19 protein-coding genes are annotated in these 12707 nt (G+C 63.0%); 1 reads left to right on the top strand and 18 read right to left on the bottom strand.

Annotated features, from left to right (window positions below):
* Nucleotides 1-28: 28 nt before the first annotated feature.
* The 18 genes from rplE to rpsL form a co-directional block, all read right to left on the bottom strand.
* A complete protein-coding gene (rplE, locus tag BraRD5C2_RS05690; RefSeq protein ID WP_223967341.1) occupies nt 29-586 on the bottom strand; it encodes a 50S ribosomal protein L5 in 558 nt (185 codons plus the stop codon).
* Nucleotides 579-893 (bottom strand): 50S ribosomal protein L24, encoded by a 315-nt coding sequence (gene rplX, locus BraRD5C2_RS05685; RefSeq protein WP_223967340.1) that lies wholly within the window; start codon nt 891-893, stop codon nt 579-581. The genes rplE and rplX overlap by 8 nt, the downstream gene beginning before the upstream one ends.
* A complete protein-coding gene (rplN, locus tag BraRD5C2_RS05680) occupies nt 893-1261 on the bottom strand; it encodes a 50S ribosomal protein L14 (RefSeq protein ID WP_011473865.1) in 369 nt (122 codons plus the stop codon). The genes rplX and rplN overlap by 1 nt, the downstream gene beginning before the upstream one ends.
* Nucleotides 1262-1336: 75 nt before the next feature.
* On the bottom strand, nt 1337-1585 hold the full coding sequence (rpsQ, locus tag BraRD5C2_RS05675; RefSeq protein ID WP_092114991.1) for a 30S ribosomal protein S17: 249 nt from the start codon (nt 1583-1585) through the stop codon (nt 1337-1339).
* 10 nt (nt 1586-1595) lie between these two features.
* Entirely contained in the window at nt 1596-1802 is a 207-nt protein-coding gene (gene rpmC / locus BraRD5C2_RS05670) for a 50S ribosomal protein L29 (protein ID WP_223967339.1), read from the bottom strand.
* Nucleotides 1803-1807: 5 nt separating this feature from the next.
* Complete coding sequence (gene rplP / locus BraRD5C2_RS05665) at nt 1808-2221, bottom strand: 50S ribosomal protein L16 (protein ID WP_016843752.1); 414 nt, start codon at nt 2219-2221, stop codon at nt 1808-1810.
* 30 nt (nt 2222-2251) lie between these two features.
* Nucleotides 2252-2953, bottom strand: coding sequence for a 30S ribosomal protein S3 (gene rpsC, locus BraRD5C2_RS05660; protein ID WP_018272135.1), 702 nt, complete (start codon nt 2951-2953; stop codon nt 2252-2254).
* A 20-nt stretch (nt 2954-2973) separates the two neighbouring features.
* Nucleotides 2974-3360, bottom strand: a complete 387-nt coding sequence (gene rplV, locus BraRD5C2_RS05655; protein ID WP_223967338.1) for a 50S ribosomal protein L22 — start codon at nt 3358-3360, stop codon at nt 2974-2976.
* Nucleotides 3361-3370: 10 nt separating this feature from the next.
* Nucleotides 3371-3649: a 30S ribosomal protein S19 gene (gene rpsS / locus BraRD5C2_RS05650; protein WP_018272137.1), complete on the bottom strand. Its 279-nt coding sequence runs from the start codon at nt 3647-3649 to the stop codon at nt 3371-3373.
* Nucleotides 3650-3661: 12 nt separating this feature from the next.
* Nucleotides 3662-4495, bottom strand: a complete 834-nt coding sequence (rplB, locus tag BraRD5C2_RS05645; RefSeq protein ID WP_021081655.1) for a 50S ribosomal protein L2 — start codon at nt 4493-4495, stop codon at nt 3662-3664.
* A 12-nt stretch (nt 4496-4507) separates the two neighbouring features.
* Nucleotides 4508-4807, bottom strand: a complete 300-nt coding sequence (locus tag BraRD5C2_RS05640; protein WP_223967337.1) for a 50S ribosomal protein L23 — start codon at nt 4805-4807, stop codon at nt 4508-4510.
* On the bottom strand, nt 4804-5424 hold the full coding sequence (gene rplD / locus BraRD5C2_RS05635; RefSeq protein WP_097675074.1) for a 50S ribosomal protein L4: 621 nt from the start codon (nt 5422-5424) through the stop codon (nt 4804-4806). Before rplD ends, BraRD5C2_RS05640 begins: the two co-directional genes overlap by 4 nt.
* Nucleotide 5425: 1 nt before the next feature.
* Nucleotides 5426-6145, bottom strand: coding sequence for a 50S ribosomal protein L3 (gene rplC, locus BraRD5C2_RS05630; RefSeq protein ID WP_223967336.1), 720 nt, complete (start codon nt 6143-6145; stop codon nt 5426-5428).
* Nucleotides 6146-6199: 54 nt separating this feature from the next.
* Nucleotides 6200-6508 (bottom strand): 30S ribosomal protein S10, encoded by a 309-nt coding sequence (gene rpsJ / locus BraRD5C2_RS05625; protein WP_002712302.1) that lies wholly within the window; start codon nt 6506-6508, stop codon nt 6200-6202.
* 94 nt (nt 6509-6602) lie between these two features.
* On the bottom strand, nt 6603-7793 hold the full coding sequence (gene tuf / locus BraRD5C2_RS05620; RefSeq protein ID WP_223967335.1) for an elongation factor Tu: 1191 nt from the start codon (nt 7791-7793) through the stop codon (nt 6603-6605).
* 40 nt (nt 7794-7833) lie between these two features.
* A complete protein-coding gene (gene fusA, locus BraRD5C2_RS05615; RefSeq protein ID WP_223967334.1) occupies nt 7834-9906 on the bottom strand; it encodes an elongation factor G in 2073 nt (690 codons plus the stop codon).
* A 30-nt stretch (nt 9907-9936) separates the two neighbouring features.
* Nucleotides 9937-10407, bottom strand: a complete 471-nt coding sequence (gene rpsG / locus BraRD5C2_RS05610) for a 30S ribosomal protein S7 (RefSeq protein ID WP_021081660.1) — start codon at nt 10405-10407, stop codon at nt 9937-9939.
* Between the two features lie 15 nt (nt 10408-10422).
* The gene (gene rpsL / locus BraRD5C2_RS05605) at nt 10423-10794 is read right to left on the bottom strand and encodes a 30S ribosomal protein S12 (RefSeq protein ID WP_028168167.1); all 372 of its coding nucleotides are present in this window, start codon (nt 10792-10794) and stop codon (nt 10423-10425) included.
* Nucleotides 10795-11494: 700 nt separating this feature from the next.
* Here rpsL and BraRD5C2_RS05600 point away from each other — a divergent pair.
* Nucleotides 11495-12703 (top strand): FAD-dependent oxidoreductase, encoded by a 1209-nt coding sequence (locus tag BraRD5C2_RS05600; RefSeq protein WP_223967333.1) that lies wholly within the window; start codon nt 11495-11497, stop codon nt 12701-12703.
* The last annotated feature ends 4 nt before the right edge of the window (nt 12704-12707 follow it).

Below are 12707 nucleotides of genomic sequence, written 5' to 3'. Positions count from 1 at the left end.
CGCGTTTGAGTGGCTTTGGCTCAGCTACTCACTGCCGGAACGGGAAATTGAAAGCGGCCAACAAGGCACGCGCCTCGTCGTCGGTCTTGGCGGTGGTGCACACCGTGATGTCCATGCCACGCGCTTCCGAGACCTTGTCGAAGTCGATCTCGGGGAAAATGATGTGCTCCTTGATGCCGAGCGAATAGTTGCCGCGGCCGTCGAAGCTCTTCGGGTTCAGTCCGCGGAAGTCGCGGACGCGGGGCAGCGCCACGTTCACCAGGCGGTCGATGAACTCGTACATATGGGTCTTGCGCAGCGTGACCTTGCAGCCGATCGGCTGATTCTCACGCAGCTTGAAGGTCGCAATCGCGATCCGCGAATAGGTCACGATCGCCTTCTGGCCGGCGATCTGGCTCAGCTCGGCAGCGGCGGTCTCGGCCTTCTTGCGGTCGTTGACGGAATCGCCCACGCCCATGTTGAGCACGACCTTGTCGAGGCGCGGCACCTGCATCACGTTGGCATAACCGAACTTCTCGGTCATCATGCCGCGGATCTTCGTGTCATACTCCGCGCGCAGACGCGGCGTGTAAGCTGTATCAGCCATCGATCTCTGCTCCCGAGCTCTTGGCAACACGAACCTTCTTGCCATCGGCCTGAATCTTGAACCCAATGCGGGTCGGCTTTCCGTCCTTGCCGACATACGCAACGTTGGACAGGTGGATCGGCATCTCCTTGGAGACGATGCCGCCTTCCTGGGTCTGGCTCTGCTTCTGGTGACGCTTCACCATGTTGATGCCGCGAACGAGAGCCTTGTTCTCGTCCGGACGCACCTCGAACACCTCGCCGGTGCGACCCTTGTCGCGGCCGGTGAGCACCATCACCTTGTCGCCCTTGCGGATCTTGGCAGCCATCACAGCACCTCCGGCGCGAGCGAAATGATCTTCATGTGGTTCTTGGCGCGCAGCTCGCGCGGCACCGGCCCGAAGATACGGGTGCCGACCGGCTCGGACTGATTGTTGATCAGCACGGCGGCGTTGCGGTCGAAACGGATGACCGAACCGTCGGCGCGGCGGATGTCCTTGCGGACCCGGACCACGACGGCCTTCATCACGTCGCCCTTCTTCACCTTGCCACGCGGAATGGCTTCCTTGATCGACACAACGATAACGTCGCCCACGGTGGCATAGCGGCGCTTGGAACCTCCAAGAACCTTGATGCACATGACACGGCGTGCGCCTGAATTATCGGCCACGTCGAGGTTGGTCTGCATCTGAATCATTGATGCACCTCGTCCTCTTTCTGCGCTTTAGCGCGCCCAAAATTTCCCTGAATGACTTCGGCCAGGCCGAGGTAATCAGGCCGTTTTCTTGTGTTCGCCCCGGACCACGGTCCAGCGCTTCAGCTTCGAGATCGGCTTCGATTCCTCGATCCAGACCATGTCGCCCGGCTTGAACTGATTGTCCTCGTCGTGCGCGTGGTAGTTCTTGGAACGGCGGATCGTCTTCTTGTAGATCGGGTGGGTGAAGCGGCGGTCAACGCGCACCACCACGGTCTTGGCTTGCTTGTCGCTGACGACCACGCCCTGCAGAGTACGTTTCGGCATAGCTGGCCCCTTACTTCTTCTTCGCGCGCAGCTGCGCGGCGATGGTCTTGATACGAGCGATCTCGCGGCGGGCTTCCCGCATCCGCGACGTGTTCTCCAGCTGCCCGGTGGCGCGCTGGAAACGCAGGTTGAAGCGTTCCTTCTTCAGGTTAAGGACCGCGTCGTCCCGCTGGTCGTCGCTCATCGCGCGAATGTCTTCAACTTTCATCTCGGCCATGGCGATTACTCCGCAATGCGCGCAACGAAGCGCGTCTTGATCGGCAGCTTGGCGGCGGCGAGCGACAGCGCCTCCTTGGCGGTCTGCACCGGCACGCCGTCGATCTCGAACATCACACGGCCCGGCTTGATCCGGACCACCCACAATTCCGGCGCGCCCTTGCCGGAGCCCATGCGGACCTCGGCGGGCTTCTTCGACACCGGCACGTCCGGGAACACCCGGATCCAGACGCGGCCGGCGCGCTTCATGTGACGGGTCAGCGCGCGGCGGGCGGCTTCGATCTGACGGGCGGTGACGCGCTCAGGCTCCATCGCCTTCAGGCCGAACTGGCCGAACGCCAACGTCGCGCCAGAGGTCGCAACGCCGTGGATACGGCCCTTATGCGCCTTCCGGAACTTCGTCTTCTTAGGTTGCATCATGGCTTTAAGCCCTCAAATTCCTGCTTTGCCTCAAGCGGCGTCGCGGCGCGAACGCGGCGTGTTGTCGCCCTCGGCCATCTTCTTGTCCTGGGCCATCGGATCGTGCTCGAGGATCTCGCCCTTGAAGATCCAGACCTTGACGCCGCAGGTGCCGAAGGTCGTGAACGCGGTGGCAACGCCGTAGTCGACGTCGGCGCGCAGCGTGTGCAGCGGCACGCGACCTTCGCGGTACCACTCCATGCGCGCGATTTCGGCGCCGCCGAGACGGCCCGAGCAGTTGATGCGGATGCCCTCGGCACCGAGACGCATCGCCGACTGCACGGCGCGCTTCATGGCGCGGCGGAACGCAACGCGGCGCTCGAGCTGCTGGGCGATCGATTCAGCGACCAGGGTCGCGTCGAGCTCCGGCTTGCGGATTTCGACGATGTTGATCACGACGTCCGACGAGGTGATGTCGGCAACCTTCTTGCGCAGCTTGTCGATGTCGGCGCCCTTCTTGCCGATCACGACGCCCGGACGGGCCGAGTGGATCGTCACGCGGCACTTCTTGTGCGGACGCTCGATCACGATGCGGGCGACGGCCGCCTGCTTGAGCTCCTTGTGCAGGATCTCGCGGATCTTGACGTCCTCGTGCAGCAGCTTGCCGTATTCCTGCTTGCCGGCGAACCAACGGGAGTCCCAGGTCCGGTTGATGCCGAGACGCAGCCCGATTGGATTGATCTTTTGACCCATCGTCTTCTCCTGCGCCCTAGTTAGGCGCTTGCCTCGGCCTCGACCTGACGAACCACGATGGTCAGGTGCGAGAACGGTTTGAACACACGGCCCGAACGGCCACGGCCGCGCGGAGCAAAACGCTTCATCACGATGCCGTTGCCGACATGCGCCTCGGCAACGACGAGATCGTCGACCTCGAGGTCATGGTTGTTCTCGGCGTTGGCGATCGCCGATTCCAGGCACTTCTTGACGTCGACCGCGATCCGCTTGCGCGAGAACTGCAGGTCGGCGAGCGCAGCCGAAGCCTTGCGGCCGCGGATCAGCTGCGCCACCAGGTTGAGCTTCTGCGGGCTGACGCGCAGCATGCGGGCGACGGCCTTGGCCTCATTGTCCGCGAGGACACGTTCGCGCTTTGGTTTGCTCATCGTCTATTCCTCAAGCCTTCTTGGCTTTCTTGTCGCCCGAGTGGCCGTGGAAGGTCCGGGTCGGCGAGAACTCGCCGAACTTGTGACCCACCATTTCCTCGTTGATCGCCACCGGCACATGCTTCTGGCCGTTGTAGACACCGAAGGTCAGGCCGACGAACTGCGGCAGAATGGTGGAGCGACGGCTCCAGATCTTGATGACGTCGTGACGGCCGGACGCGCGCGCGGCATCTGCCTTCTTGAGCAGAGAACCCTCGACGAACGGGCCTTTCCAGACTGAACGAACCATGTCCGGCGTTCCTTACTTCTTCCGCTTGTGGCGGCTGAGGAGAATGAATTTGTTGGTCGACTTGTTGGTGCGGGTCTTCTTGCCCTTGGTCGGCTTGCCCCACGGAGTAACCGGGTGGCGACCGCCCGAGGTACGACCTTCACCACCGCCGTGCGGATGGTCGATCGGGTTCATGACGACGCCGCGGTTATGCGGACGCCAGCCGAGCCAGCGGGTACGACCGGCCTTGCCGATCGAGATGTTCATGTGATCCGGGTTCGAGACCGCGCCGATCGTGCCGCGGCAACGGCCGTGCACGAGACGCTGCTCGCCCGAGTTCAGGCGGACGATCACGTAGTCCTGGTCGCGGCCGACGATCTGGGCATAGGTACCGGCGGAGCGCGCCAGCTGGCCGCCCTTGCCGATCTTCAGCTCGATGTTGTGCACGATCGTGCCGACCGGCATGTTGCCGAGCGGCATGACGTTGCCCGGCTTGACGTCGACATAGTTGCCGGCGACGACGGTGTCGCCCGCCGCCAGACGCTGCGGCGCCAGGATGTAGGCCAGCTCGCCGTCCTGATACTTGATCAGCGCGATGAACGCGGTGCGGTTCGGATCGTACTCGAGCCGCTCCACCACCGCCGGCATGTCCACCTTGTCGCGGCGGAAGTCGACGGTGCGGTAGGCCTTCTTGTGGCCGCCGCCGCGGAAACGCACGGTGATGCGACCGGTGTTGTTGCGACCGCCGTTGCCGAGCTTGCCCTCGGTCAGGGTCTTCACCGGCTTGCCCTTATAGAGCGCCGAACGATCGACCATGACCAGCTGGCGCTGGCCCGGCGTCGTGGGATTGTAGGTTTTCAATGCCATCGTCGTTGCGCCTTATAGTCCGGTAGTCACGTCGATGCGGTGGCCCTCTTCAAGGGTCACGATCGCGCGCTTGGTGTCCGACTGCGAGCCGAGATTGCCGCGGAACACCTTGGTCTTGCCCTTGCGGACGAGGGTGTTGACGCTCTTCACCTTGACGTCGAACAGCTTCTCGACCGCTTCCTTGATCTGCGGCTTGGTCGCCTTGCCGGCGACCTTGAACAGCACCTTGTTGTGCTCGGAGGCGAGCGTCGCCTTTTCCGTCACGACCGGCGAGATGATGATGTCGTAGTGGCGCGGATCGATGTTCTTCATTTGAAGCGCGCCTCCAGCGCATCAACCGCAGCCTTGGTCAGCACCAGCTTGTGGCGGCGGAGAATGTCGTAGACGTTGATGCCCTGGATCGGCAGCACGTCGATGTTCGGGATGTTGCGGGCCGCGGTCGCGAAACCGTTGTGCAGCTCGGCGCCGTCGATGATCAGCGCATTGGTCAGGCCGAGGCCGGAGAAGTGACCGATCAGAGCCTTGGTCTTGGCCGCCTCGAGCTGCGCATTGTCGATCACGATCAGCCCGCCGTCCTTGGCCTTGGCCGACAGCGCATGCTTCAGCGCGAGCGCGCGCACCTTCTTCGGCAGGTCGGTCGCATGGGAGCGAACAACCGGACCGAAGGCACGGCCACCGCCGCGGAACTGCGGCACGCGGGCCGAGCCGTGACGGGCGCCGCCGGTGCCCTTCTGCTTGTACATCTTCTTGCCGGTGCGCCAGATCTCGGCGCGACCCTTCGCCTTGTGGGTGCCGGCCTGGCGCTTGTTGAGCTGCCACTGCACGCAACGCTGGATGATATCCTTGCGCGGCTCGAGACCGAAGATCTCGTCCGACAGCTGGACCGAACCAGCTTCCTTGCCTTCAAGGGTGGTGACTTTCAGTTCCATCTCACACACCCTCCTTCTCGGCCACAGCCTCAGAAGCTTCGCCGCCGGCAACCTTGAACTTGCCAGGCTTCGGGGCTTCCTTCGGCAGCGGCTTCTTGACCGCGTCGCGCACCGAGATCCAACCGCCCTTGGAGCCGGGAACGGCGCCTTCGACGAGGATCAGGCCGCGCTCGACGTCGGTCGAAACCACACGCAGATTGAGCGTGGTGATGCGGTCGACGCCCATGTGACCGGGCATCTTCTTGTTCTTGAAGGTCTTGCCGGGGTCCTGACGGCCACCGGTCGAACCGATCGAGCGGTGCGAGACCGACACGCCGTGGGTGGCGCGCAGACCGCCGAAATTCCAGCGCTTCATGCCGCCGGCGAAACCCTTACCGATCGAGGTGCCGGTCACGTCGACAAACTGGCCGACCACGAAATGGTCCGCCTGGATCTCCGCGCCAACCGGGATCAGCGCGTCCTCGGACACGCGGAACTCGGCAACCTTGCGCTTCGGCTCGACCTTGGCGACCGCGAACTGGCCGCGTTCGGCCTTCGGCATGTACACCGTCTTGCGGGCGCCCGAGCCGAGCTGAAGAGCGACATAGCCGTTCTTCTCGGTCGTGCGGTGGCCCAGCACCTGGCAGTTGCCCAACTTCAGCACGGTCACAGGGATATGCTCGCCGGTCTCCGTAAAGACCCGCGTCATCCCGACCTTCTGTGCGATCACTCCGGAGCGCATCGGCGTGCTTCCTGTCTTTCTGTCCGCAAGCGGCGGACGTAAAAATCCAAAACCTTAGAGCTTGATCTCGACGTCGACACCGGCGGCCAGGTCGAGCTTCATCAGCGCATCGACGGTCTGCGGGGTCGGGTCGACAATGTCGAGGAGGCGCTTGTGGGTGCGCATCTCGAATTGCTCGCGGCTCTTCTTGTCAACGTGCGGCGAACGGTTGACGGTGAACTTCTCGATGCGGGTCGGCAGCGGAATCGGTCCGCGAACCTGCGCACCGGTGCGCTTCGCCGTGTTCACGATCTCACGGGTCGACGTATCGAGGATTCGATGGTCGAACGCCTTGAGACGGATGCGAATGTTTTGGCCGTTCATTGCCGTATCTCTTTCTTCGTCGCTCGATTAGCGAATAGCGAGTGGTGAGCGGCGGGTGGGCGAACCCACCCGCTGCAAACTGACTGATCCACCCTTACTCGATGATGGCGGCGACGACGCCGGCGCCGACGGTGCGGCCGCCTTCGCGGATCGCGAAGCGCAGCTTCTCTTCCATCGCGATCGGCACGATCAGGTGCACTTCCATCGCGATGTTGTCGCCCGGCATCACCATCTCGGTGCCTTCGGGCAGGTGCACAACGCCGGTCACGTCGGTGGTGCGGAAGTAGAACTGCGGACGGTAGTTGGTGAAGAACGGGGTGTGACGACCGCCCTCTTCCTTGGTGAGGATGTAAGCCTCAGCCTTGAACTTGGTGTGCGGCTTCACCGAACCGGGCTTGCACAGCACCTGGCCACGCTCGACTTCCTCGCGCTTGGTGCCGCGGAGCAGCGCACCGATGTTGTCGCCGGCCTGGCCCTGATCGAGCAGCTTGCGGAACATCTCGACGCCGGTGACGATGGTCTTCTGGGTGGCGCGGATACCGACGATCTCGATTTCCTCGCCGACCTTGACGATGCCGCGCTCGACACGGCCGGTGACGACGGTGCCGCGGCCCGAGATCGAGAACACGTCTTCAACCGGCATCAGGAACGGCTGGTCGATCGGACGCTCCGGCTGCGGAATGTAGGCGTCAACCTGCTTCATCAGCTCGAGGATGGCGTCGTGGCCGAGGGCCTTGTCCTTGTCTTCGAGGGCGGCGAGCGCCGAACCCTTGATGATCGGAATATCGTCGCCCGGGAACTCGTACTTCGAGAGCAGTTCGCGAACTTCCATCTCGACCAGCTCGAGCAGTTCCGGATCGTCGACCATGTCGCACTTGTTGAGGAACACGACGAGCGCGGGCACGCCGACCTGGCGGGCGAGCAGGATGTGCTCACGGGTCTGCGGCATCGGGCCGTCAGCGGCCGACACGACCAGGATCGCGCCGTCCATCTGGGCGGCACCGGTGATCATGTTCTTCACGTAGTCGGCGTGGCCGGGGCAGTCGACGTGCGCGTAGTGGCGGTTCTGCGTCTCGTACTCGACGTGTGCGGTCGAGATCGTGATGCCGCGGGCCTTCTCTTCCGGCGCCTTGTCGATCTGGTCGTAGGCGGTGAACGTCGCGCCGCCGGTTTCTGCAAGCACCTTGGTGATCGCTGCGGTCAGCGAGGTCTTGCCATGGTCGACGTGACCAATGGTGCCGATGTTGCAGTGGGGCTTGTTACGCTCGAATTTTGCTTTGGCCATTTGACTCTCCGTTCAGTCGTCAGTTGCTAACCAACGACAATCAAGCAAACTTTTTCTGGACTTCAGCCGACACGTTCGCCGGTGCTTCGGCGTAGTGATCGAACTGCATTGTGAAGGTCGCGCGACCCTGGCTCATCGAGCGCAGGTTGTTCACGTAACCGAACATGTTCATGAGCGGCACCATCGCATTGATGACGTTGGCGTTGCCGCGCATGTCTTGACCCTGGATCTGGCCGCGCCGCGAATTCAGGTCGCCGATGACCGAACCGGTGTAGTCTTCCGGGGTCACCACCTCGACCTTCATGATCGGCTCGAGCAGAACGGACTTGCCCTTCGTCAGCGCCTCGCGGAACGCAGCCCGCGACGCGATTTCGAACGCCAGCGCCGACGAGTCGACGTCGTGATACTTGCCGTCGACCAGCTGCACCTTGACGTCCACCACCGGGAAGCCGGCGACGACGCCGGAGCCCATCACGCTGTTGAGGCCCTTTTCGACGCCGGGAATGTATTCCTTCGGCACCGCACCGCCGACGATCTTCGATTCGAACTCATAGCCCTTGCCGGGCTCGTTCGGCTCGACGACGATCGACACTTCGGCGAACTGACCGGTACCGCCGGTCTGCTTCTTGTGCGTGTACTTAACCTCGGCCTTCTTGGTTACGCGCTCGCGGAACGCCACCTGCGGCGCGCCGATGTTGGCGTCGACCTTGTAGGTGCGCCTGAGGATGTCGACCTTGATGTCGAGATGGAGTTCGCCCATGCCCTTGAGAATGGTCTGGCCGGACTCCTGGTCGGTCGACACGCGGAACGACGGATCCTCCGCGGCGAGCTTCGCCAACGCCACGCCCAGCTTTTCCTGGTCGGCCTTCGACTTCGGCTCGATCGCGATCTCGATCACCGGCTCCGGGAATTCCATCTTCTCGAGGATGACCGGCTTGTCGGGATCGCACAGCGTGTCACCGGTGCGCGCTTCCTTCAGGCCAGCCAGCGCGACGATGTCGCCGGCATAGGCTTCCTTGATGTCTTCGCGGTTGTTCGCATGCATCAGCAGCATGCGGCCGATCCGCTCCTTCTTCTCGCGGGTCGAGTTCACCACGCCGGTGCCCGACTGCAGGACGCCGGAATAGATGCGGCAGAACGTGATGGTGCCGACGAAAGGATCGTCCATGATCTTGAATGCGAGCAGCGCCAGCGGCTCCTTGTCGTCCGCCTTGCGCACGACTTCGTTGCCGTCATCATCGATGCCCTTGATCGCGGGCACGTCGACCGGCGACGGCAGGTAGTCGACCACGGCGTCGAGCAGCGGCTGAACGCCCTTGTTCTTGAACGCGGAGCCGCACAGCACCGGATAGAACGCACCGGTCAGCACCGCCTTGCGGATCAGACGCTTCAGGGTCGCCTCGTCCGGCTCCTTGCCGTCGAGGAAGGCAGCCAGAGCATCGTCGTCGAGTTCGACGGCGGCTTCCACCATCTTCTCGCGGTATTCCTTGGCCTGCTCGACCATGTCTTCCGGGATATCGACGTAGTCGAACTTGGCGCCGAGCGATTCATCGTTCCAGACGATGCCCTTCATGACGACCAGGTCGACGAGACCCTTGAAGTTGTTCTCGGCACCGATCGGAAGCTGGATCGCGATCGGCTTGGCGCCGAGGCGGTCGACGATGTCGGACAGGCACTTGAAGAAGTCGGCGCCGGTCTTGTCCATCTTGTTGGCGAAGACGATGCGCGGAACCTTGTACTTGTCGCCCTGGCGCCAGACGGTTTCGGTCTGCGGCTCGACACCCTGGTTGGAGTCGAGCACGCAAACGGCGCCGTCGAGCACGCGCAGCGAACGCTCGACTTCAATGGTGAAGTCGACGTGGCCGGGAGTGTCGATGATGTTCAGGCGCTTGCCGTTCCAGAACGCAGTGGTCGCAGCCGAGGTGATCGTGATGCCACGCTCCTGCTCCTGCTCCATCCAGTCCATCGTCGCGGCACCTTCGTGCACTTCGCCGATCTTGTGGCTCTTGCCGGTGTAATAGAGGATACGCTCGGTGGTCGTGGTCTTGCCGGCATCGATATGCGCCATGATACCGAAGTTGCGGTAGTTCTCTATGGCATGAACGCGAGGCATAGGCTGTTCCTTAAATTCCGTGTTTCGCCGTTACCAGCGATAGTGCGAGAAGGCACGGTTGGCTTCCGCCATCCGGTGCACGTCTTCACGCTTCTTGACGGCGTTGCCGCGATTGTTCGAGGCGTCGAGCAGTTCCGCCGAGAGACGCTCCGTCATGGTCTTCTCGTTGCGCTCACGAGCGGCCGAGATCAGCCAGCGGATGCCGAGCGCCTGCCGGCGCACCGAGCGGACTTCCACCGGCACCTGGTAGGTCGCACCACCGACGCGGCGGGAACGAACCTCGATGGTCGGCATCACGTTCTCGAGCGCCTGCTCGAACACGCCGAGCGGGGGCTGCTTGGTCTTGGCCTCGATCATGCCGAGCGCACCGTAGACGATGTTTTCGGCGACCGACTTCTTCCCGGCGTACATCACCGAGTTCATGAACTTCGTAATGATGATGTTCCCGAACTTCGGATCCGGAAGAACTTCACGCTTCTCAGCAGAATGGCGACGCGACATCTGATCGTTTCCCGCTTACTTCGGACGCTTCGCGCCGTACTTCGAACGACGCTGCTTACGGTTCTTGACGCCCTGGGTATCCAGCACGCCACGGAGGATGTGGTAGCGCACACCGGGCAAGTCCTTGACGCGGCCGCCGCGGATCATGACCACCGAGTGCTCCTGCAGATTATGGCCTTCACCCGGGATGTAGCCGATCACCTCGAAACCGTTGGTCAGGCGCACCTTGGCGACCTTACGAAGCGCCGAGTTCGGCTTCTTCGGGGTCGTGGTGTAGACGCGCGTGCACACGCCGCGCTTCTGCGGCGACTGCTGCAGCGCCGGCACCTTCTTGCGCGACTTCTGCACTTCACGTGGTTTTGCGATCAGCTGGTTGATCGTCGGCATGCAGCCTTCACCCTTTAGTTCGCGCGGAAACCTTGACTGGCTCCGCAAATTTCTTCTCAGGACTTGCCGTCCCGTACGGCCCGCTCGACGCGGAACAAGCACCCGCGCAAAGCGAAATCGCGCCAACCACTCATCACTGAGCGGAAAGCGCATCGACGCCACAGAGGACCGCGATTCCGAACCGTTCAGCGTTCGCTGTCCGGTCCGCCACCGAGGTCATGCATCCGAATTCACTCTCAAGAGGACGTGCTCAAGAGAACCAAAATCGTCCTGGCATTGCCTAGCTATCATCGACAGCGTTTGAGCGGCATTCGTCGAGGTTGGTGCCCGTCCGGCGCCTGAAAAAGGGCCTTTGGGTGTTCCGTTCCGACGCTAGCGTAGCTCACCGCCTGTCGTTAAGTGAGGGCCTTGTATAAGCGAGAGATAATGAAGTCAAGCAAAACGACAAGCAAAGAAACACCTCTGGCGCTTGCAGATTTCGCATTTCGCGCCACTCGCCGGGCGTCGAAATACGACAGCGTCTGCGACTCCCCTCACCCGAATCCGAATCTCCGGTACGCCAGTGGAATCACATTATACCCGGATAAAATATGATTAGAAACAATTCTCCCCAACTTGGACCCGAAGGCGAATTTCGAAACTAAGCCTTTATTTGCCATTCGCAGCGCAAAAATTGCGGTCTACGGCCACGGAAAACGTCATGCGGTACACCGACATCGCGATCATCGGCGGAGGTCTTGCGGGCTCGACCGCGGCCGCCATGCTCGGCCGTGCCGGGATACCGACCGTCGTGATCGACCCCCATCAGGCCTATCCATTCGACTTCCGCGTCGAAAAGATCGGCGGCGACCTCCAGCTCGCGCGATTCGCCAGGACCGGCCTTGCCGAATCCGTACTGCGCTCGGCGACGCTGGACGGCGAGAACTGGATCGCGCGATTCGGCCACCTGCTCGACCGGCAGCCGAGCCGGCAATACGGCATCATGTACGACGCGCTGATCACCGCGATTCGAGCCGAGATCGCCGCGCCGGCCGAATTCATCCGCGACAAGGTCGTGAACGTCGCCGCCAGTTCGGAGCGGCAGCGGCTGGTGCTCTCGGGCGGCGAGGAAATCTCGGCGCGCCTCGTGGTGCTCGCCAACGGCCTGAATGTCGGGCTGCGCCGGACGCTCGGCATCGAGCGGCTGGTGACCAGCTTCTGCCACTCGATCTCGCTCGGCTTCGACTTCGTCCCCGTCGGCCGCCCCGCCTTCCCGTTCGCGGCCATGACCTATTTCTCGGAGCGGCCGAGCGACCGCATCCCCTACATCACGCTGTTTCCGGTCGGAAACCGGATGCGCGCCAACCTCTTCACCTACCGCCCGGCCGACGATCCGTGGCTGCGCGCGATGCGGCGCAATCCGGTCGAGACGCTGAATGCCGCGCTGCCACGGCTGCGCCGGCTCACCGGCGAATTCGGCGTCGCCGGCGACATCAAGATCAGGCCCGCCGATGTCTATGTCAGCACCGGCTATCGGCAGGCCGGCGTCGTGCTGGTCGGCGACGCCTTCGCCAGCACCTGCCCCGTCACCGGCACCGGGACCGACAAGGTGTTCACCGACGTGTCCCAGCTCTGCAACGTCCATATCCCGAACTGGCTTGCGACCGACGGCATGGGCGAGGAGAAGATCACGGCGTTCTACGACGATCCGGTCAAGACGGAATGCGACGCCTGGTCGAACGCCAAGGCGTTCAACTTCCGTGAGGTGTCGATCGGCAGCGGGCCCTATTGGCAAGCCCAGCGCTGGGCCCGCTTCTTCGGTTATCTCGGCCGGGGCTCGCTGCGCCGGCTGCAGCGCCCGCAGGCGGCGTCGGCGGCACGGCCGGCCAGTCACTTCCGGCAACGTCCGCACGCCACGGACAGGGCGTAACCAT

This window comes from Bradyrhizobium sp. RD5-C2 (genome assembly GCF_019972155.1).
In the GTDB taxonomy this organism is placed as follows: Bacteria; Pseudomonadota; Alphaproteobacteria; order Rhizobiales; family Xanthobacteraceae; genus Bradyrhizobium.
This window is presented reverse-complemented; position numbering and strand designations above follow the sequence as displayed.

Bases quoted from the DNA above. Each gene is read 5' to 3' on its own strand.
- rplE (WP_223967341.1), bottom strand. From the start codon at position 586: ATGGCTGATACAGCTTACACGCCGCGTCTGCGCGCGGAGTATGACACG.
- rplX (WP_223967340.1), bottom strand. From the start codon at position 893: ATGGCTGCCAAGATCCGCAAGGGCGACAAGGTGATGGTGCTCACCGGC.
- rplN (WP_011473865.1), bottom strand. From the start codon at position 1,261: ATGATTCAGATGCAGACCAACCTCGACGTGGCCGATAATTCAGGCGCA.
- rpsQ (WP_092114991.1), bottom strand. From the start codon at position 1,585: ATGCCGAAACGTACTCTGCAGGGCGTGGTCGTCAGCGACAAGCAAGCC.
- rpmC (WP_223967339.1), bottom strand. From the start codon at position 1,802: ATGGCCGAGATGAAAGTTGAAGACATTCGCGCGATGAGCGACGACCAG.
- rplP (WP_016843752.1), bottom strand. From the start codon at position 2,221: ATGATGCAACCTAAGAAGACGAAGTTCCGGAAGGCGCATAAGGGCCGT.
- rpsC (WP_018272135.1), bottom strand. From the start codon at position 2,953: ATGGGTCAAAAGATCAATCCAATCGGGCTGCGTCTCGGCATCAACCGG.
- rplV (WP_223967338.1), bottom strand. From the start codon at position 3,360: ATGAGCAAACCAAAGCGCGAACGTGTCCTCGCGGACAATGAGGCCAAG.
- rpsS (WP_018272137.1), bottom strand. From the start codon at position 3,649: ATGGTTCGTTCAGTCTGGAAAGGCCCGTTCGTCGAGGGTTCTCTGCTC.
- rplB (WP_021081655.1), bottom strand. From the start codon at position 4,495: ATGGCATTGAAAACCTACAATCCCACGACGCCGGGCCAGCGCCAGCTG.
- BraRD5C2_RS05640 (WP_223967337.1), bottom strand. From the start codon at position 4,807: ATGAAGAACATCGATCCGCGCCACTACGACATCATCATCTCGCCGGTC.
- rplD (WP_097675074.1), bottom strand. From the start codon at position 5,424: ATGGAACTGAAAGTCACCACCCTTGAAGGCAAGGAAGCTGGTTCGGTC.
- rplC (WP_223967336.1), bottom strand. From the start codon at position 6,145: ATGCGCTCCGGAGTGATCGCACAGAAGGTCGGGATGACGCGGGTCTTT.
- rpsJ (WP_002712302.1), bottom strand. From the start codon at position 6,508: ATGAACGGCCAAAACATTCGCATCCGTCTCAAGGCGTTCGACCATCGA.
- tuf (WP_223967335.1), bottom strand. From the start codon at position 7,793: ATGGCCAAAGCAAAATTCGAGCGTAACAAGCCCCACTGCAACATCGGC.
- fusA (WP_223967334.1), bottom strand. From the start codon at position 9,906: ATGCCTCGCGTTCATGCCATAGAGAACTACCGCAACTTCGGTATCATG.
- rpsG (WP_021081660.1), bottom strand. From the start codon at position 10,407: ATGTCGCGTCGCCATTCTGCTGAGAAGCGTGAAGTTCTTCCGGATCCG.
- rpsL (WP_028168167.1), bottom strand. From the start codon at position 10,794: ATGCCGACGATCAACCAGCTGATCGCAAAACCACGTGAAGTGCAGAAG.
- BraRD5C2_RS05600 (WP_223967333.1), top strand. From the start codon at position 11,495: ATGCGGTACACCGACATCGCGATCATCGGCGGAGGTCTTGCGGGCTCG.